Origin of the sequence: Variovorax sp. V15 (genome assembly GCF_041154425.1) — a bacterium.
Classification (GTDB): domain Bacteria; phylum Pseudomonadota; class Gammaproteobacteria; order Burkholderiales; family Burkholderiaceae_C; genus Variovorax; species Variovorax guangxiensis.
Window position 1 is genome coordinate 642152 of sequence record NZ_AP028659.1, and the last position, 17890, is coordinate 660041.

Annotated in this window: 16 protein-coding genes, 1 pseudogene and 1 riboswitch; of the genes and pseudogenes, 9 read left to right on the plus strand and 8 right to left on the minus strand. The window is 68.7% G+C overall.

The window, feature by feature from the left end:
• Nucleotides 1-136: 136 nt before the first annotated feature.
• Entirely contained in the window at nucleotides 137-532 is a 396-nt protein-coding gene (locus tag ACAM57_RS03165; protein ID WP_369660676.1) for a hypothetical protein, read from the plus strand.
• Between the two features lie 128 nt (nucleotides 533-660).
• Entirely contained in the window at nucleotides 661-975 is a 315-nt protein-coding gene (locus tag ACAM57_RS03170; RefSeq protein ID WP_369660677.1) for a hypothetical protein, read from the plus strand.
• A 21-nt stretch (nucleotides 976-996) separates the two neighbouring features.
• Here the strand turns inward: ACAM57_RS03170 and ACAM57_RS03175 are convergent, their stop codons facing one another.
• Both ACAM57_RS03175 and ACAM57_RS03180 read right to left on the minus strand, forming a co-directional pair.
• Nucleotides 997-2121 (minus strand): hypothetical protein, encoded by a 1125-nt coding sequence (locus ACAM57_RS03175; protein ID WP_369660678.1) that lies wholly within the window; start codon nucleotides 2119-2121, stop codon nucleotides 997-999.
• Nucleotides 2122-2315: 194 nt separating this feature from the next.
• A complete protein-coding gene (locus ACAM57_RS03180) occupies nucleotides 2316-2993 on the minus strand; it encodes a TetR/AcrR family transcriptional regulator (protein WP_184640930.1) in 678 nt (225 codons plus the stop codon).
• 163 nt (nucleotides 2994-3156) lie between these two features.
• Between ACAM57_RS03180 and ACAM57_RS03185 the strand changes: the two genes are divergently transcribed.
• Nucleotides 3157-4227, plus strand: a complete 1071-nt coding sequence (locus ACAM57_RS03185) for an asparaginase (protein ID WP_184640929.1) — start codon at nucleotides 3157-3159, stop codon at nucleotides 4225-4227.
• 74 nt (nucleotides 4228-4301) lie between these two features.
• Here ACAM57_RS03185 and ACAM57_RS03190 read toward each other — a convergent pair whose 3' ends face one another.
• The gene (locus ACAM57_RS03190) at nucleotides 4302-5120 is read right to left on the minus strand and encodes a phosphatase PAP2 family protein (RefSeq protein ID WP_369660679.1); all 819 of its coding nucleotides are present in this window, start codon (nucleotides 5118-5120) and stop codon (nucleotides 4302-4304) included.
• A gap of 150 nt (nucleotides 5121-5270) precedes the next feature.
• Between ACAM57_RS03190 and glyQ the strand changes: the two genes are divergently transcribed.
• The 5 genes and pseudogenes from glyQ (at nucleotide 5271) to ACAM57_RS03215 (ending at nucleotide 10756) form a co-directional block, all read left to right on the plus strand.
• Complete coding sequence (gene glyQ, locus ACAM57_RS03195) at nucleotides 5271-6179, plus strand: glycine--tRNA ligase subunit alpha (RefSeq protein WP_184640927.1); 909 nt, start codon at nucleotides 5271-5273, stop codon at nucleotides 6177-6179.
• Nucleotides 6180-6194: 15 nt separating this feature from the next.
• Entirely contained in the window at nucleotides 6195-8348 is a 2154-nt protein-coding gene (glyS, locus tag ACAM57_RS03200) for a glycine--tRNA ligase subunit beta (protein WP_184640926.1), read from the plus strand.
• A 22-nt stretch (nucleotides 8349-8370) separates the two neighbouring features.
• Nucleotides 8371-8963, plus strand: a pseudogene (gene gmhB, locus ACAM57_RS03205) (D-glycero-beta-D-manno-heptose 1,7-bisphosphate 7-phosphatase).
• Complete coding sequence (locus ACAM57_RS03210) at nucleotides 8963-9736, plus strand: 1-acyl-sn-glycerol-3-phosphate acyltransferase (protein WP_126023775.1); 774 nt, start codon at nucleotides 8963-8965, stop codon at nucleotides 9734-9736. Before gmhB ends, ACAM57_RS03210 begins: the two are co-directional and overlap by 1 nt.
• A 45-nt stretch (nucleotides 9737-9781) precedes the next feature.
• Nucleotides 9782-10756, plus strand: a complete 975-nt coding sequence (locus tag ACAM57_RS03215) for a M48 family metallopeptidase (RefSeq protein ID WP_369660680.1) — start codon at nucleotides 9782-9784, stop codon at nucleotides 10754-10756.
• 32 nt (nucleotides 10757-10788) lie between these two features.
• On the opposite strand, the gene thiC is transcribed toward ACAM57_RS03215, so the two are convergent.
• Nucleotides 10789-12672, minus strand: coding sequence for a phosphomethylpyrimidine synthase ThiC (thiC, locus tag ACAM57_RS03220; RefSeq protein ID WP_369660681.1), 1884 nt, complete (start codon nucleotides 12670-12672; stop codon nucleotides 10789-10791).
• An 89-nt stretch (nucleotides 12673-12761) separates the two neighbouring features.
• A riboswitch (TPP riboswitch) is annotated at nucleotides 12762-12867 on the minus strand.
• Nucleotides 12868-12908: 41 nt separating this feature from the next.
• Nucleotides 12909-13328: a YchJ family protein gene (locus tag ACAM57_RS03225; RefSeq protein WP_126023773.1), complete on the minus strand. Its 420-nt coding sequence runs from the start codon at nucleotides 13326-13328 to the stop codon at nucleotides 12909-12911.
• A gap of 188 nt (nucleotides 13329-13516) precedes the next feature.
• Between ACAM57_RS03225 and ACAM57_RS03230 the strand changes: the two genes are divergently transcribed.
• Nucleotides 13517-14257 (plus strand): response regulator transcription factor, encoded by a 741-nt coding sequence (locus ACAM57_RS03230; protein WP_369660682.1) that lies wholly within the window; start codon nucleotides 13517-13519, stop codon nucleotides 14255-14257.
• Nucleotides 14258-14270: 13 nt separating this feature from the next.
• Here ACAM57_RS03230 and iaaH read toward each other — a convergent pair whose 3' ends face one another.
• From iaaH to ACAM57_RS03245, 3 genes are all read right to left on the minus strand, one after another.
• Nucleotides 14271-15791 (minus strand): indoleacetamide hydrolase, encoded by a 1521-nt coding sequence (iaaH, locus tag ACAM57_RS03235; protein ID WP_369660683.1) that lies wholly within the window; start codon nucleotides 15789-15791, stop codon nucleotides 14271-14273.
• A gap of 98 nt (nucleotides 15792-15889) precedes the next feature.
• Nucleotides 15890-16729: a metallophosphoesterase gene (locus ACAM57_RS03240; RefSeq protein ID WP_369660684.1), complete on the minus strand. Its 840-nt coding sequence runs from the start codon at nucleotides 16727-16729 to the stop codon at nucleotides 15890-15892.
• Nucleotide 16730: 1 nt separating this feature from the next.
• Complete coding sequence (locus ACAM57_RS03245) at nucleotides 16731-17861, minus strand: acyl-CoA dehydrogenase family protein (protein ID WP_184640920.1); 1131 nt, start codon at nucleotides 17859-17861, stop codon at nucleotides 16731-16733.
• Between the last annotated feature and the right edge of the window lie 29 nt (nucleotides 17862-17890).

Here is a 17890-nt window from a genome sequence, read left to right on the forward strand (position 1 = left end):
GATAAGCCTGACTGGGCATCGATCCGATGCCTCCCAGGTTGCGACGATAGGAGTTCCCATGCCCGGAAACAGGCGAACTGCGAGGGCGGCTGCGCTGCGGTCGCCGCGAACGGCACCACCACTGGCGGCCGCAGGCATGCTGCTGCTCGTGTTGCCCCTGCCGCTGCAATTGAGTTCCGCCGAGCCGGCGCGCGAAGCGAACAGGGCGGCCGGCCGCTTCAACCTGACGATCAACGTGCTCCCGACCTTCGAGGTGCTGGAGATCAGGCCCGTGAACGGCGGGCACGAGTACCGCGTGCGGACCAACATGGCGTCGGTGGTCATCAAGGGGCGGGAGTACCGGTTCGACAAGGTCGGGGAAGCGACCTTCATGGTGCCTGGCACCGATGCCGACGGCCGTGCAAGCCTGGGCACCGCCCTGCACGGCACCGTCAGCGCGATGGCCGCGACCGCGGGCGGCGCTTCGGCGCAGTCCGCGAGTGCTGCAGCCGGCGACGGCAGCAATGCCACGCGGGTGACGGTGACCTACTGACCGGCCAGTCGCCGGTTTCTCCGGCGGGCCCTGCATTTCTTTCCATTCCTGCCGATATCCGGATGCCGGGCGCCCCTGCCGCGCCCGCGCCTCGCGTCCTTGCGACGCACGACAACGGATCGGGCCTCATGACGGGAAATCGGTTTCAACCGGCGCGCGCCGCCCTGGCTGCGCTGGTCGCATTCGCGCCGCTGGTGTGCGCGGCGGAGAGCAGCGCCGGCCCGGCTACAGCGACGGCGCGGGTACGGCTCGTGGTGAGCGTGGCGCCTGTGTTCCAGGTGCTGCAGGCCACGCGAACCCCCGAGGGATGCGACTATCTGGTCTGGACCAACATGAGGTCGATCACCATCGGCGGGCGCGAGTACAGCTTCGACCGGCCCGGCGAGCACACCGTGCACATACCCGAGGCGCCTGCAGGCGCCTGGGTCGTGCATGGCCTCTAGACGGCGGCCGGCCGTTCGGCGCTAGTCCTGGTTCCCGATCTCGGTGTTGTCCGGCGACAGGCACAGCGCCCCGGTGCAGTTCAGCGACCGGAAGAAGATCGGCTCGTCCGGGTTGCCGAAGTAGCGCAGGCCGTTGGCCGTCTGCTCGTTCGCCTGGATGATGTTGTTTTCATCGAGACCGAAGTAGATGTTGTTGGCCTTGGGGAACTCGTACTCGAAGGTGCTCGCCTGCGTCAGGTCCTTCATGTAGAGGAAGAAGCTCGAAGTCTTGCCCTCGTCGGTCAGGAAGCGCTCCTTCAGCAGGCGGTAGCCCAGCGCACCCTGTTCGCGGATCTGTTTCGGGACGTCGGGGAAGTCGCCGCCGACCACGCTCAGCGGACTGATCACGGCCTTCATCTCGTAGCGGGCCGGGCTGCTCATGTCCTTGATGAAGAAATACGCGCTCTCGTGGTTGATGGTGCTGGGTGCGAACCACGGCCTGAAGCCGTTGGCGCCCTGCGCGTTGGCCGCGTTCACCATGTCCACCTTGGTGGTCGGGATCGGGATGGAGTTGTAGTCGTAGGTGGCCGATGAGCCCATGTCCTTGCGGTAGAGCACGCCGAACACGGGGTTGCTGTTCGGCGGCGGCAGGATCTTCAGCTGCGGCATCAGCTGCACGAAGACCTTGCCCTGCGCGCCCTGGTCCTTCATCTGCTGCAGCAGGCGCGGCAGCAGGTCGGGCGTCAGGATGTCGAGCTCGATCGTCTTGTACTCATAGCTGTAGGTGGTGTCGACGTCTTTCACCACCATGAACTTGTCCTGCAGCCGCACGATGTTGCCGCCCAGGGTGCCTTCGACATAGCGATAGCCCGCGGCGCCTTCGCGGTTCAGCAGCGCGATGTAGTCGTCGTAGCGCTTCTCGGCCGGATCGACGTCCGGATCGCGGTCCTGCTCGAAGGTCACCCACTTGTAGTGGGCGTTGACGGGCGTCGGATTGGTGCCGGGGCCAGGCTCTTCAGGTGGCGGCTCCTTTGGCGGCGGCTCCTTCGGCGGAGGGGGTATCTGGCTGAAGAGCCCGGGGTCGAAGCTGCTGCCGCCACCCCCGCCGCCGCCGCAGGCCACCAGTGCTGCCGTCGCGAGCGCGGCAAAGAACAATCTCGCTTTCATGATCCTCTACTCCTGTTTGTCTGTTCGTGATTCGCCGCCGCGAAAGAAGAAAAAGAAGGCTGGGCGGCGAAGCGTGCGAAGGTAGGCGCGCGGGCGTACCGAACACAGTGCACAAAGTCACTGCGTTGCAGGAAGCGGAAGGAAGGCTGGAAGAGGAGTAAGAAGAAAGAATTGGCTACGACCGCAGCCGGCGCTCAGGCCTCGATGCCGCAGCCGTGCAGCACGAAGGCCACCAGCTCGCGCGCGATCGGCTCGCGGTCGAAGGGCGCGTCGGGCGGCAGGCCGAGCATCACGCGCGTCTGGATCGCGTAGTCGGCATAGCTCTGCGTCATGGCCCAGATGTGCATCAGCAGGATGCGTGCGTCGAGCGGGCGCATCTGGCCGCGCGCGATCCAGCCGTTGATGACGTCGATCTTCTTCTGCGTCCAGGCCCGTGCGTTGGGCCAGTAGCGGTCGAGGTTGCGCCCGCCGTCGAGAATTTCGCGCGTGAAGATGCGCGACATCTCGGGGCTGTCGATGGCGTGGTCCAGCTTCTTGCGGATGTAGTCGCCCAGCACCGTGGCCGGGTCGCTCGCGTCCTCGAAGGAGAACACCACCTTCCATGCGTGCAGCACCTGCATCAGCAGCTCTTCGTAGAGTTCTTCCTTGCCGGCGATGTAGTAGTGCAGCTGGGGCTTGGTGAGGCCGGCGCGCGCCGCGATGGCCTGGGTCGAGGTGCCCTTGAGGCCATGCAGGCTGAACTCCGTGACCGCCGCGGTGCGGATCGCCGCCATGATGCGTTCGCGCCCGGGCCTGGCGCGCGACAGGGGGCCGTCGGGCGCGGGCATTTCCTGGGCGGTCGAGACGGGAAGGGCGGCGGGATCGGCGTTCATGGTGGCGGGTGGGCGAGCGGCGGTGCGCGCGGTCGATGGTAATACCACCGGTACCCCTGGCATGACCGCATGCCATGCCGGCATGAGCGGGCAGGGCATGCGGGCATGGTTCCTGTATCTTCCTCGCCGCCTCGAAAAATTCCATTCAACACAGGAGTTGTTTATGTACCTCTCTCCCCGTTTCCGTGCCTTCGCGGCCGGCGCCGCGCTGCTGGCCGCCAGCGCGCTCGCGCAGGCGCAGCAGGCGCTGCCCAATGTGGTGATCCTCGCCACCGGCGGCACCATCGCCGGGGCCGGCGCCTCGGCCGTCAACAGCGCCACCTACGCGGCCGCCAAGGTCGGCGTCGAGAAGCTGATCGCCGGCTTGCCGGAGCTCTCCAAGGTCGCCAACGTGCGCGGCGAACAGGTGTTCCAGGTCGCGTCGGAAAGCCTCACCAACGACAACCTGATGACGCTGGCCAAGCGCGTGTCTGCGCTGTCGAAGCAATCGGACGTGGACGGCATCGTCATCACCCACGGCACCGACACGCTGGAAGAAACCGCCTACTTCCTCACGCTGACCGTGCACACCAGCAAGCCGATCGTGGTGGTCGGCTCGATGCGCCCGGGCACCGCGCTGTCGGCCGACGGCGCTCTCAACCTGTACAACGCCGTGAACGTGGCGGGCAGCAAGGACGCGATGGGCAAGGGCGTGCTCGTGACGATGAACGACAACATCGACACCGGCCGCGACGTGAGCAAGAACGTCAACATCAAGACCAATGCCTTCTCCAGCCAGTGGGGCCCGCTGGGCATGATCGTCGAAGGCCGCAACTACTGGTTCCGCGCGCCGGTGAAGCGTCACACCATGAACTCGGAGTTCGACATCGACAGCATCACCGCGCTGCCGCCGGTTGAAATTGCCATGGGCTACGAGGGCGTGAGCTCGGTGGCCATCGACGCCATCGCCAAGAGCGGCGCCAAGGCGCTGATCCACGGCGGTACCGGCAACGGCTCGGTGGCCGACCGCATCGTTCCGAACCTGCAGAAGGCCCGCGCCGACGGCGTGATCGTGATCCGCAGCGCCCGCGTGCCCGACGGCTTCGTGATCCGCAACGCCGAGCAGCCCGACGACAAGTACGACTGGGTGGTGGCGCACGACCTGCGTCCGCAGAAGGCGCGCATCCTGGCGATGGTCGCCCTGACCAAGACGAACAACACCAAGGAACTGCAGCGCATCTTCTGGGAGTACTGATCCCCCCGGGGCGCATGGCGCCCCTCTGCAGAACAAGGCCGCAGCGGTGAAAGCCGCAGCGGCCTTTTTTCTTTCTATCGGCGGTCCGTTCCGCGATGGTGCCGCGCGTACTCGATGCTCGCGATGCAGATCGCCAGCCATGCGGCGCCCGAGCACAGCCCCGCGAGCACGTCGCTCGGGAAGTGCGCCCGCACGAAGATGCGGCTGCAGGCCACGGTGACGATCACGGCCGTCGCCGCCATCACCGATGGCACGCGCCAGCGCGCGGGCATCATGCGCAGCCCCAGGTAGCCCAGCATGCCGTAGAGCACCATCGAGCCCGAGCTGTGGCCGCTCGGAAAGGAGTAGCCCGAGACCTGCGCGAAGCCGAAGTCATGCACCGGCCGGGCGCGCTCGAAGATGTGCTTGAGCATGTGGTTCAGCAGTGCATTGCCGACCGTGGCCGCGACCCAGCCGGCAGCGAAGCCGCGGTGCCCGCGCAGCCACAGCGCGATCGCCACTCCGGTGCACAGCAGCACCACGGTGATCGGGTCGGCAAGGTGGGTGAGCCACGAGAACACCTCGCGCACGCCCGGTGGCGTATTCACGCCCACGGAATGGCTGATCGTCTCGTCCAGCAGGCCCATTGGCCGGCCGTTGCCAAGGCCCTCGGCCACTTCGGCGAATACCCAGGCCAGCGCCAGCACCGCCGCCGCACCGATGGCCAGCCCGCCGAACAGCAGCCCGGCGCCCGGCTCGGGTTGCGCCGCGCGGCGGCGGCGCAGGTGCTCGAAGCCCCATGCGGCGATGCCGGCGACCAGGGTCAGCAGGGCGAGAAGAACCAGGAATCCGGGCCAGGCCTGGGCGCCGAGGCGCTCTCCCAGGGCGATCAGTGCGGCATGGTCAACGGGCATGAGTGGGGCGTTCGGGCGACAGGGCTGGGGGTTCGACGGGAAGGGCAGGAGCATAGCGGCCCGTTCCTGACTGCCCGCCGCCTCGTAAAATAGCCGGTTCGTTGCGCCGCGGGTTCTTCTCCCGCCGGGCGGCCGCCTTCACGCAGATCCATGCTGACCTTCCAACAAATCATTCTCAAACTGCAGTCGTACTGGGCCGACAAGGGCTGCGCGCTGCTGCAACCGTACGACATGGAAGTGGGCGCGGGCACCTCGCACACCGCCACCTTCCTGCGCGCGCTGGGCCCCGAGCCCTGGAAAGCCGCCTACGTGCAGCCCAGCCGCCGCCCCAAGGACGGCCGCTACGGCGAGAACCCCAACCGCCTGCAGCACTACTACCAGTACCAGGTGGTGCTGAAGCCGGCGCCCTCGAACATCCTCGAGCTCTACCTCGGCAGCCTCGAGGCCCTGGGCTTCGACCTGAAGAAGAACGACATCCGCTTCGTCGAGGACGACTGGGAGAACCCCACGCTCGGCGCCTGGGGCCTGGGCTGGGAAGTCTGGCTCAACGGCATGGAGGTGACCCAGTTCACCTACTTCCAGCAGGTCGGCGGCATCGACTGCAAGCCCATCACCGGCGAGATCACCTACGGCCTGGAGCGCCTGGCCATGTACCTGCAGGGCGTGGACAACGTCTACAACCTCACCTGGACCGACGGCCTGAGCTACGGCGACGTCTACAAGCAGAACGAGGTCGAGCAGTCGACCTACAACTTCGAGCACAGCGACGCCGAGTTCCTGTTCACCGCCTTCAACGCGCACGAGAAGCAGGCCAGGCACCTCATGGACGCCCAGCTCGCGCTGCCCGCCTACGAGCAGGTGCTGAAGGCCGCGCACAGCTTCAACCTGCTGGACGCGCGCGGCGCGATCAGCGTGACCGAGCGCGCCGCCTACATCGGCCGCATCCGCAACCTCGCGCGCAGCGTGGCGCAGAGCTACTACGACAGCCGCGAGCGCCTGGGCTTCCCGATGGCGCCGCGCGAGTGGGTCGCGCAGATCCCGCCGAAGAAGGTTGCCTGAGCGATGACGACCCCCATGAACAAGAACTCCCTCCTGGTCGAACTGTTTGTCGAAGAGCTGCCGCCGAAGGCACTGAAGAAGCTCGGCGACGCCTTTGCCGGCGTGCTGCGCGACCAACTCGTGGCGCAGGGCCTTGCCGACGCCGGTGCGGTGCTGACGCCGTACGCCTCGCCGCGCCGCCTGGCCGCGCACATCACGCACGTGGCCGAACGCGCCGCAGACAAGGCCGTGTCGCAGAAGCTCATGCCCGTGGCCGTGGGCCTCGACGCTTCGGGCCAGCCTACGCCCGCTCTGCTGAAGCGCCTGGGCGCGTTGGGCGCCGACGCCTCCGCCGTGCCCGGCCTCAAGCGCGCGATGGACGGCAAGGCCGAAGCCCTGTTCTACGAAAGCACCGCCAAGGGTGCAACGCTGGCCGAGGGCCTGCAGAAGGCGCTGGCCGAAGCCATCGCCAAGCTGCCGATTCCCAAGGTCATGAGCTACCAGCTCGAAAGCGGCTGCGAGCTGCCGGGCTGGAGCAGCGTGAGCTTCGTGCGACCCGCGCACGGCCTCGTGGCGCTGTACGGCGATGCCGTGGTTCCGGTGGAGGCGCTGGGCCTGAAGGCGGGCCGCGAAACGCACGGCCACCGCTTCGAGGCGGCGGTCGATCCGGTGGTGCTGCGCGATGCCAACAGCTATGCGCTGCAGCTGCAGGAGGAAGGCGCCGTCATCGCGAGCTTCGAGACGCGCCGCGCCGAGATCGCGCGCCAGCTCGCGGCGGCCGCGGTGAAGGCCGGCGGCGGCTCGGTGCCCATCGAGGACGACGCCCTGCTCGACGAAGTGACCGCGCTGGTCGAGCGCCCGAACGTTCTGGTCTGCAGCTTCGAGCGCGAGTTCCTCGAAGTGCCGCAGGAGTGCCTCATCCTCACGATGAAGGCCAACCAGAAGTACTTTCCGCTGCTCGACGCCTCGGGCAAGCTCACCAACAAGTTCCTCGTCGTCAGCAACATCAGCCCCGACGACGCGAGCGCGGTCATCGGCGGCAACGAGCGCGTGGTGCGCCCGCGCCTGGCCGACGCCAAGTTCTTCTTCGACCAGGACCGCAAGAAGTCGCTGGCCTCGCGCGTCGAATCGCTGGGCAAGGTGGTCTATCACAACAAGCTGGGCACGCAGGGCGAGCGCGTGGAGCGCGTGATGCGCATCGCGCGCGGCATTGCCGAGAAGCTCGGCGACGCGGCCCTCGCCGCGCATGCCACGCAGGCCGCCCAGCTCGCCAAGGCCGACCTCGTGACCGACATGGTCGGCGAGTTCCCCGAGCTGCAGGGCATCATGGGCCGCTACTACGCGCTGCACGACGGCCTCGACGCATCGGTGGCCGACGCCATCGAGGACCACTACAAGCCGCGCTTCGCCGGCGACGAGCTGCCGCGCAACACCGTGGGCCTCGTGGTGGCGCTGGCCGACAAGCTCGAGACGCTGGTCGGCATGTTCGGCATCGGCAACCTGCCCACGGGCGACCGCGACCCGTTCGCGCTGCGCCGCCACGCGCTGGGCGTGATCCGCATGCTGGTCGAGAAAGACCTGCCGCTGGAGCTGACCAGGCTGGTGAGCGACGCGCGCACGGCGCTGGACGACGCCATCGGCAAGACCGGCGAGTTCCCGCTGCACAAGGCGGCGGAGGACGTTGGCCAGGTCGTCGACTTCATCTACGACCGCCTTGCGGGTTCCCTGCGCGAGCAGGGCGCCAGCGCGCAGGAGGTCGAGGCCGTGCTGGCACCGCGCCCGCAGCGCCTGGGCGAGGTGCCCAAGCTGCTGGCCGCCGTGCGCGCCTTCGCTGCCCTGCCGGCCGCCGCAGCGCTCGCGGCAGCGAACAAGCGTATCGGCAACATCCTCAAGAAGGCTCCCGAGGCTGACGCGCACGTCAGCGAACTGCTGCTGCAGGAGCCCGCCGAGAAGGCGCTGCACGCGGCCATGGCGCAGGTCGTGCCCGCCGCCAACGCGCAGTTCGACGCCGGCGACTACACCGCTTCGCTGCAGACGCTGGCCGCGCTGCGCGAGCCGGTCGATGCCTTCTTCGACGGCGTGATGGTCAACGCCGAGCAGGCCGACCTGCGGCTGAACCGGCTGGGCCTGCTGATGTCGCTGCACGCCGCGATGAACCGCGTGGCGCAGCTCGAGCGGCTGGCGGTCTGAACATCCTTCCGGCAACACCACCATGGGCGGCACCGCCATGAAACTCGTCATCCTCGACCGCAACGGCACGCTGAACGTGCACCGCGAAGACTTCGTGAAGAGCGACATCGAGTGGACGCCGCTGCCCGGTGCGCTGGAAGCGGTGGCGCGGCTCAACCATGCGGGGTGGCACGTGGTGATCGCGTCGAACCAGTCGGGCCTGGGGCGCGGCCTGTTCGACATGGCCTCGCTCAACGCGATGCACGCCAAGATGCACAAGATGCTCGCGGCCGTGGGCGGCAAGGTCGACGCGGTGTTCTACTGCCCGCACAGCCCCGACGAGAACTGCGACTGCCGCAAGCCGAAGCCGGCCTGTTCCTGCAGATCGGCGACCGCTACGGCATCGATCTCAAGGGCATTCCGACCTGCGGCGACAGCCTGCGCGACCTGCAGGCCGGCGCGGCGGCCGGCTGCGAGCCGCACCTGCTGCTCACAGGCATGGGCGCGGCCTGCCGCGGCGTGGATCCGCTTCCTTCCGAATACCCGGCGAACACGATGGTCCACGACGACCTCGCCGCCTTTGTCGATTTTCTGCTCGCGCGCGAAGCGCGGGATGCACTGCAGGTGGCTGTCTGATGGCGTTGTTCCGTTCCGTTCTCCACGCACTCTGGATGCTCGTCACCGTGGTGCCCTGGGGCATCATCATGTGCGTCAGCTCGCTCTGGAAGCGCGGCGTGCCGCTCTACTGGATGGCCGTGCGGTGGCTGGGCTGGGCCATCGGCGGCGCGCGGGTGCTGCTGGGCATCAGGACGCGCGTGAGCGGCATGGAGAACCTGCCGACCGACAAGCTCGCCGGCGCGATCCTGCTGGTGAAGCACCAGTCCACGCTCGAGACCTTCCTCATGCCCACGCTGATGCCGCATCCGCTGGCCTACGTGTTCAAGAAGGAGCTGCTCTACATCCCCTTTTTCGGCTGGGCGATGGCGCGGCTGGACATGATCCACATCGACCGCAGCCAGCGCGCACAGGCCTTCAACAAGGTGGTGAACCAGGGGCGCAAGCTGCTCGCGCAGGGCATCTGGATCATCATGTTCCCCGAGGGCACGCGCATCCCGCGCGGGCAGAAGGGCACCTACAAGAGCGGCGGCACGCGGCTGGCCTGCGAGACCGGCGTGCCGGTGATCCCGATCGCCGTGACCTCGGCCAAGGTCTGGCCGCGCAAGGCCTTCATCAAGCGCCCCGGCGTGGTCGACGTGTCCATCGGCCCGGCCATTCCCAGCGTGGGCCGCAAGCCCGACGAGCTGATGCGCGAGGTCGAGGAGTGGATCGAGGCCGAGATGCGCCGCCTCGACCCCGAGGCCTACGCGAACAGCCCCTCCCGGCCCGCCCGGCAGGAAGCGGTGAGCTGACGGGCGCGGGCCGCCGGTAGAGCGACAGAAGCCAGAAGGCCCGCCATGGGGGGATTGCTCCGGTTCACGATGGACCTGTTCGAGGGGCTGGGGAGCGAGTTCGCGCCCCCGGCGCCCGCGCCGGCACGTCCGCGCCGTCCGAGGAAGCCGAAGCCGGCGGTACCGCCTTCCGTGCTGCCGGACGCGGCCATCCTTCCTCCCGCGCCCGTCGATCCGAATGCGCCGCCCGCGGTGCCGCTGGCCGACACGCTGACGCTCGCGAACTTCGCCCACCCCCAGGCCACGCGCGAAGTGGTGCTGGGCTCCGCGCGCGTGGCCTACGAATTCAAGCGCGGCAAGCGCAAGACCATCGGCTTCCTGGTGGGGGCCGAAGGGCTGTCGGTGCGCGCGCCGCGCTGGGTGGCGCTGCGCGATGTGGATGCGGCCATCCACGAGAAGTCGGACTGGATCCTGCGCAAGCTCACGGAGACGCGACAGCGCCTCGCGCGCGTGGAAGCCACGCGCATCGAATGGAAGGACGGCGCAGCCTTCCCGTTCCTGGGAGAGCCGGTCGTGATGCGGCTCGATCCCAAGCACGGCTTCGCGAGCGTCGGTGGCACGCTGGACGCAGCCACCGAGGAAGGCGCGCCGCGCATCCTGCGGCTGGCCGTCTCGCAGAACGCCGAGCCCTCGCAGATCCGCGACGCCGCGCAGGCCTGGCTCATGCGGCAGGCGCGCAAGCTGTTCATCGAGCGGCTGGACCACTTCGCGCCGCTGCTCGGCGTGCAGTGGCAGAAGCTGTCGCTGTCCAACGCGGCAACGCGCTGGGGCAGCGCCAGCGCCGACGGGTCGATCCGGCTCAACTGGCGGCTGATCCACTTCCGGCTGCCGGTGATCGACTACGTCGTGGCGCACGAACTGGCCCACCTGCGGGTGATGGACCACTCGCACCGCTTCTGGGAGACCGTGGAGAGCGTGGTGCCCGACTACGACGCGCTGCGGCAGCAGCTCAAGGACGAAGCGGTTCCACGCTGGAACTGAGGCCGGGGCGCCCCGGCCCCGGGGTCAACGCTTCAGGACACGGCCTTGATGGGGATGTACATCTCACCCCCGCCCGCCATGAACTCCTTCGACTTCTCCTCCATGCCCTCGCTCATGGCCTGATCCTCGGCCACGCCCTTCTTCGCGGCGTACTCGCGCACTTCCTGCGTGATCTTCATCGAGCAGAACTTGGGGCCGCACATCGAGCAGAAGTGCGCCACCTTGCTCGAATCCTTGGGCAGCGTCTCGTCGTGGAATTCGCGCGCCGTGTCGGGGTCGAGGCCGAGGTTGAACTGGTCCTGCCACCGGAACTCGAAGCGCGCCTTGCTCAGCGCGTCGTCGCGCGAGCGCGCGCCCGGGTGCCCCTTGGCCACGTCCGCGGCGTGCGCGGCGATCTTGTAGGCAATGATCCCCTGCTTCACGTCGTCGCGATCGGGCAGGCCCAGGTGCTCCTTCGGCGTCACGTAGCACAGCATCGCGGTGCCGGCCCAGCCGATCATGGCCGCGCCGATCGCGCTGGCGATGTGGTCGTAGCCCGGCGCGATGTCGATGGTCAGCGGGCCCAGCGTGTAGAAGGGCGCCTCGTGGCAATGCTTGAGCTGCTCGTCCATGTTCGACTGGATCATGTGCATCGGCACATGGCCCGGGCCTTCGATCATGGTCTGCACGTCGTGCTTCCAGGCGATCTGCGTGAGCTCGCCCAGCGTGCGCAGTTCGGCGAACTGGGCCTCGTCGTTGGCGTCGGCGCCCGAGCCGGGGCGCAGGCCGTCGCCGAGCGAGAAGCTCACGTCGTAGGCCTTCATGATGTCGCAGATGTCCTCGAAGTGCGTGTAGAGGAAGCTCTCCTTGTGATGCGCGATGCACCACTTGGCCATGATCGAGCCGCCGCGCGACACGATGCCCGTCATGCGGTTGGCCGTCAGGTGGATGAAGGGCAGGCGCAGGCCGGCGTGGATGGTGAAGTAGTCGACGCCCTGTTCCGCCTGCTCGATGAGCGTGTCGCGGTAGATCTCCCAGGTCAGGTCCTCGGCCACGCCGCCCACCTTCTCGAGCGCCTGGTAGATGGGCACGGTGCCGATCGGCACGGGACTGTTGCGCACGATCCAGTCGCGCGTGGTGTGGATGTTCTTGCCGGTGGAAAGATCCATCACGTTGTCCGCGCCCCAGCGGATGGCCCACACCAGCTTCTCCACCTCTTCCTCGATGCTCGAGGTGACGGCCGAATTGCCGATGTTCGCGTTGATCTTCACCTTGAAGTTGCGGCCGATGGCCATCGGCTCGACCTCGGGGTGGTTGATGTTCGCGGGAATGATCGCGCGGCCGCGCGCCACCTCGTCGCGCACGAACTCGGGCGTGATGATGCGCGGGATGCTCGCGCCCATCGGGTTGCCAGCCACGCGCTTCGCACGCTCCTCGTTGGCGAGGTACTCGGCCATCCACTCGCGCTTGCCGTTCTCGCGCAGGGCGACGTATTCCATTTCGGGCGTGACGATGCCGCGGCGTGCGTAGTGCATCTGCGTGACATTGCCGCCCGATTTCGCGCGGCGGGGCGTGCGCTGCAGCGCCGAGGCACCGGCGCGCAGTTCGGCCAGGCGCTGGGCGTCGCGGTCCTCGTTCTTGGCGCCGTCGTCCAGCGCATGGTGCACGCGGCCTTCGTAGCTCTCGGTGTCGCCGCGTTCGGCGATCCACGCGCCGCGCACGTCGGGCAGGCCCCGGCGCACGTCGATCTCGACCTTCGGGTCGGTGTACGGGCCGGAGGTGTCGTAGAGCGACACGGTCTCGCCGTTGGTCAGCTGCACGTCGCGCACGGGCACGAACAGGTCGGGCCGGCTGCCCGGGATCACGCACTTGTGCGACGCGGGAAAGGGCTCGCGCGTCAGCGAAAGCAGCGAGGTGAACTTGTCGGGGGCATTCATCGGAGGCACTCCTTGTTGAGGAAAGGGTGCTCCGCAATCGCTCGGTGGTCTTCGGCAGAAGCCCGTCACGGGAAGGTGGACGGACCGAAGTCAGGGAGTGCAGCTCTTCTTACGCCGGTATGACCCGGATCAAGTTCGCGGGTCGGCAGCTTTGCCATCTCAGCACGCCACATGCGTGCACCCCGGAGCGGGGCCGATTGTGCGAGCCTCGGCCGGGCGCGTCAACCCGCGGGTTGTTACCGCAGGTCGCCGTCGAGGTAGTACCAGCGCCCGTCCTCGCGCACGAAGCGGCTGCGCTCGTGCAGGCGCGTGGCGGCGCCGGAGGGGCCGCGCTGGCGCGCGACGAACTCGACCTCGGCGTGGTCCGCATCGAGCACCGACCGGGCGCGGACGTCCAGCCCGAGCCATTTGACGCCCGGCTCGAACTCGATGGAGGCCGGGCGCTTCGAGGGGTGCCAGGTGGCGAGCAGGTACTCGCCGCGCTCCAGCACGAAGGCCGAATAGCGCGAGCGCATCAGCGATTCGGCATCGGGCGCGGGCGTGCCGTCGAAATCGTCGAGATATCGGCCGCAGCACAGGGCATGGGCGACGGGCTTGTCGCGGCGGTCGGTTCGGCCGCAGGGGCAAGGCCCGGGGGTGGGATCGGTGGAACTCATGAAGACCGCTATTGGAACACCTCGCGGCCCAGCTTCCGACAGGGCAAGCCCGGAGCCGGTGAAGGCCGCTTGCGGCGGATGGGCTCCTGCAGCGCCTGCGCACCGGCCGGCCCGGTCCCTGGGCATCCACCCTTGGCGCGGCGCTTGCTAAACGATAGCGTTGCCCTAGCCCGTCGAGAAAGCCCGCGATGTACCTCACAGCCCCCGAACAGCAGGCCCTGCGCGGCGTCTTCGCGCTGCTGGCCGAGGACGACCGTGGCGAGCACGAGATCCGCGAGCGCCTCGGTAGGGCTCTGCTCGACCTGCTGCACGCCGACCAGTTCGCCTCCTTCGTTTGGGACGCGGCGGGCAACAGCTTCGGCTCGCGCGTGGCGATCCACATGGACCCGGCGAACCTCGACACTTACGCGCAGTGGCACCAGCACCACGACCCGATCACCTTCGTGCTGCAGTCGCGCCGCCGTGCCACGCGCGTGACCGAGGTGATGCCGCAGCGCGAGCTGATGCGCACGCCCTTCTTCAACGACTTCCTCGCGCGCGACGGCCTGCACTGGGGCATGAACCTGCATGCCTTCGAGGGCGACCGGGCACTGGGCGACCTGCGCATCTGGCGCCGCAAGGGGCGCGGCGATTTCGGCGATCACGAGAAGGCGCTGCTGGACCTGATCGAGCCGGCGTTCATCGGCGCGTTGCAGCGGGCGCAGCGTGCCGCTGCAACAGCCATACCTTCATCGCATGCACCTGCCTCCTCCGATGCGCTGCTGAGTGCGCGCGAGCAGGAGGTGGCCCGCTGCGTACGCGAAGGGCTCACCGACAAGGAGATCGCGCGGCGCATGGCGGTGAGCGTGCCCACCGTGCGCACCTACCTGCGCCGCATCTTCGACAAGCTGGGCATCGAGCGCCGCTCGGCGCTGGCGGCCTTGCGCTGACACCCGCAGCCGGTCACTTCGGCGCGGGCAGCCGTCCCAGCACCTTCTCCACCGCGAGGCCCACGGCCAGCAGCCTGCGGTCGCTGCCGGCGGGGCCGTCGAGCTCCAGGCCCACGGGCAGACCCGTCGTCGCGCCGATGCCCGAGGGCAACTGGATGCCGGGAATGCCGGCATTGCTGCCCGGGTCGGTGTTCTGGATCAGCGCGCCGAAGTTCTCGGGGCTGCTGGCGTCCGGCGCGGCCGCCAGGGCCACGCGCGGCACCGTCGGGAACACCAGCGCGTCGAGCCTGTTCTTCGTGAAGGTGTCGCGATACAGCTTCTGCAACGCGGGGCGCGCGACGCGCATCGCGTTGTCGTAGACCGGCTTCGCATCCACCACGCCGCTGGGCGCCGGCAGCTTGCGCGGGATGACGAAGGCTTCGAAGGTGCCCTTGACGTCGGGGCTCGCGATGCCGGCCGTGAGCTGCGCGATGTCGATGCCGGTGCGGTATGTCGCGAGATAGGCCGCCATGTCGTCGTTCGCCTCGTAGAGCGCGAGCGGGAAGCCGACGGCGCCGTTGAGCTCCATGAGCTTCGGCATCTCGACGTTCACCAGCGTGACGCCGGCAGCGCGTAGCTTTTCGAGCGCGGCATCGGTGGCCGCGCGCGTGTCGGCATCGAGATTCGCCTGGAAGGTCGGCACCACGCCGAGGCGCACGCGCTTGAGGTTCGCGGGCTTCGGCGGTGCGCCGCCGGCGATGACGCTGTCGAGCAGCGCCACGTCGGCCATCGACTGTGCCATCGGCCCGGCGGTGTCGCGCGTATGCGAGATCGGCGCGATGCCCTGCTGCGGATAGCGGCCCACCGACGGGCGCAGCGAGGCGCAGCCGTTGAATGCGCAGGGAATGCGCACCGAGCCGCCCGTGTCGGTGCCCAGCGCCGCGGGCACCATGCGCGCGCCGAGTGCCGAGCCGTTGCCCGAAGACGACCCGCCCGCGATACGGCTGGCGTCGTAGGCATTGCGCACGCCCACCTCGGTGCCGGTCTGGAAGGCGGGGTTGTAGCCGGTGACGCCGAAGGCCAGCTCGTGCATGTTGGTCTTGCCGAGCACGACGGCGCCGGCCGCGCGCAGCCTGGCCACCACCGGCGCATCGGCGGCAGGCACGAAGCCCTTGAGCGCCGGTGTGCCGGCTGTGGCGGGCAGGCCCTGCACCTGGATGTTGTCCTTGATGGCCACCGGAAGCCCCGCCAGCGGCTTGCATGCGCCGCCGCGCTTGCGCTGCGCATCGGCGGCACGCGCCTGCTTCAGCGCACCGGCTTCGTCGAGGGTGATGAACGCGTTGAGGTTCGACTTCGCCTTGGCCTGCGCGATGTAGGCGGCCGTCAGCTGCTCGCTGGTGACGGTGCCTGCGCACAGCTGCCGCACGGCTTCTGTTGCGGTCAGCGTCGCGATGTCGGGCGTCGCCGGCTGGGCCTGGGCGGAGAGGGCGAGAGCGACGGCGGACGGCACAAGGGCCAGCCGAGCGGCAAGGGAAATGGATTTCTGAACGGTCATGGCAAGGGCCTCCGGGAAAGAGGCGGCCATGGTGCGCCGGCACGCGGCGCCTGTCTGTCATCCAAACCGATGACAGGCGGCAGAGGCGGCCCGCAGCCCTACCGGAACATCACCCACTCGGGTCGCATGTTGAAGCGCACCGGCAGGATGCTGACGCCCAGCCCGCTGGTGACGTACATGCGCCGGCCCTTGTGCGCGATCCAGCCATAGGCCCACTCGCGCGGGGCGGCGCCCGGCACGATCAGCGCGCCGTAGCCGGGAATGCTCACCTGCCCTCCATGCGTGTGCGAGGCGACCACGAGGCCTCGCGTGCGAGGCATGGTCGCGAAGCTGAAGGGGTCGTGCATCATGACCAGCGTCGCCGCATCGGCGGGGATGCCGGCCAGCGCGCGCATCGGATCCGAATGGCCGGTCGAATGGTCTCCGATGCCGGCGACCCAGATGTCGTGGCCGGGCAGGCGCGCCGAAGTGTTCTCCAGTACGCGGATGCCCTGCGCGGCCAGTGCCTCTGCGGTGCGCTGGCCGCCGTGCCACCAGTCGTGATTGCCCAACACCGCGTACACACCCTGCGGCGCCTTCAGCTTGCCGAGCACGGCGGCCATGTCTTCGATGGGCAGGGGCTCGTCGTCCTCGCCGGTGCCCGCGAGGAAGTCACCGGGCAGCAGCACCACGTCGGGCTGCGCGGCGTTGATCTCGTCGATGATGCGCGCGGCGCGCTCCACGCTGGTGACGCGCCATGCCGAGCGGGATGTGAGGTGCCAGTCGCCAGCCACCGCGACCTTCAGGCCGGCGGGCGCCTGCCACTGGTCCGAGCTCAGGGGCTCGACGCGCGCGGCCACCCAGCGTGGCTCGATGACGAAGCTCCAGACGGCCAATGCCGCGAGCACGAATGCCGCGGCGTACCACCAGCCCGGGCGTCGCCCTCGGCGTGCGCTCACGTCACGCCAGCGCGCGCTGGATCAGCAGCTTCTGGATGTCCGAAGTGCCTTCGTAGATCTGGCACACGCGCACGTCGCGGTAGATGCGCTCCAGCGGAAAGTCGTTCACGTAGCCGTAGCCGCCCAGTGTCTGGATGGCGGCGCTGCACACGCGCTCGGCCATCTCGCTTGCGAACAGCTTGGCCATGGCGGCCTCTTTCAGGCAGGGCAGGCCGGCGTCGCGCAGGCTGGCCGCGTGCCAGATCAGCTGGCGCGCGGCCTCGATCTGCGTCGCGCATTCAGCGAGGCGGAAGCCCACGGCCTGCTGGTCGAAGATGGAGCCGCCGAAGGCCTGGCGCTCCTTGGCGTAGGCCAGCGCGGCGTCGAAGGCGCTGCGCGCCATGCCCACGCTCTGCGCGGCGATGCCGATGCGCCCGCCTTCCAGCGCTCCGAGAGCGATCTTGTAGCCCTCGCCCTCCGCGCCGATCAGGTTCTCGCGCGGAATGCGGCAGCCGTCGAAGTTGATCTGCGCGGTGTCGCTGCTGTGCTGGCCGAGCTTGTCTTCCAGCCGCGCGACGTTGTAGCCCGGCGTGTCGGTGGGCACGATGAACGCGCTCATGCCGCGCTTGCCAGCGCCCTTGTCGGTCACCGCGATGACGATGGCGACCTGCCCGTTCTTGCCGCTGGTGATGAACTGCTTCACGCCATCGATCACGTAGCCGTCGCCATCCTTGCGCGCGGTGGTGCGCAGGCTCGATGCATCGCTGCCGGCCTGCGGCTCGGTGAGGCAGAAGGCGCCGAGCATCCGGCCCTGCGCCAGCGGCTCGAGCCACTGCTTCTTCTGCTGCGTGTTGCCGTAGCGCATGAGGATGGCGTTGACCGGGCAGTTGGTCACGCTGATGGCGGTGCTGGTGCCGCCGTCGCCGGCGGCGATTTCCTCCAGCACCAGCGCGAGCGTGAGGTAGTCGAGGCCGGCGCCGCCATGCTCCTCGGGCACGCAGATGCCGTAGGCGCCCAGCGCGGCGAGGCCCTGGTGCGCTTCCTTGGGAAAACTGTGCTCTCGGTCCCACTTCGCGGCGTTGGGCCAGAGTTCGGCTTGCGAGAAGTCGCGCACCGCGTCGCGGATGGCTTCCTGGTCGGCGCTGAGCAGCATGGCGTTGTCTCCTGTCTTTTCTTTTCGTG

Coding starts and splice junctions, on each gene's coding strand:
- ACAM57_RS03165 (WP_369660676.1), top strand. CDS start 137: ATGCTGCTGCTCGTGTTGCCCCTGCCGCTGCAATTGAGTTCCGCCGAG.
- ACAM57_RS03170 (WP_369660677.1), top strand. CDS start 661: ATGACGGGAAATCGGTTTCAACCGGCGCGCGCCGCCCTGGCTGCGCTG.
- ACAM57_RS03175 (WP_369660678.1), bottom strand. CDS start 2,121: ATGAAAGCGAGATTGTTCTTTGCCGCGCTCGCGACGGCAGCACTGGTG.
- ACAM57_RS03180 (WP_184640930.1), bottom strand. CDS start 2,993: ATGAACGCCGATCCCGCCGCCCTTCCCGTCTCGACCGCCCAGGAAATG.
- ACAM57_RS03185 (WP_184640929.1), top strand. CDS start 3,157: ATGTACCTCTCTCCCCGTTTCCGTGCCTTCGCGGCCGGCGCCGCGCTG.
- ACAM57_RS03190 (WP_369660679.1), bottom strand. CDS start 5,120: ATGCCCGTTGACCATGCCGCACTGATCGCCCTGGGAGAGCGCCTCGGC.
- glyQ (WP_184640927.1), top strand. CDS start 5,271: ATGCTGACCTTCCAACAAATCATTCTCAAACTGCAGTCGTACTGGGCC.
- glyS (WP_184640926.1), top strand. CDS start 6,195: ATGAACAAGAACTCCCTCCTGGTCGAACTGTTTGTCGAAGAGCTGCCG.
- ACAM57_RS03210 (WP_126023775.1), top strand. CDS start 8,963: ATGGCGTTGTTCCGTTCCGTTCTCCACGCACTCTGGATGCTCGTCACC.
- ACAM57_RS03215 (WP_369660680.1), top strand. CDS start 9,782: ATGGGGGGATTGCTCCGGTTCACGATGGACCTGTTCGAGGGGCTGGGG.
- thiC (WP_369660681.1), bottom strand. CDS start 12,672: ATGAATGCCCCCGACAAGTTCACCTCGCTGCTTTCGCTGACGCGCGAG.
- ACAM57_RS03225 (WP_126023773.1), bottom strand. CDS start 13,328: ATGAGTTCCACCGATCCCACCCCCGGGCCTTGCCCCTGCGGCCGAACC.
- ACAM57_RS03230 (WP_369660682.1), top strand. CDS start 13,517: ATGTACCTCACAGCCCCCGAACAGCAGGCCCTGCGCGGCGTCTTCGCG.
- iaaH (WP_369660683.1), bottom strand. CDS start 15,791: ATGACCGTTCAGAAATCCATTTCCCTTGCCGCTCGGCTGGCCCTTGTG.
- ACAM57_RS03245 (WP_184640920.1), bottom strand. CDS start 17,861: ATGCTGCTCAGCGCCGACCAGGAAGCCATCCGCGACGCGGTGCGCGAC.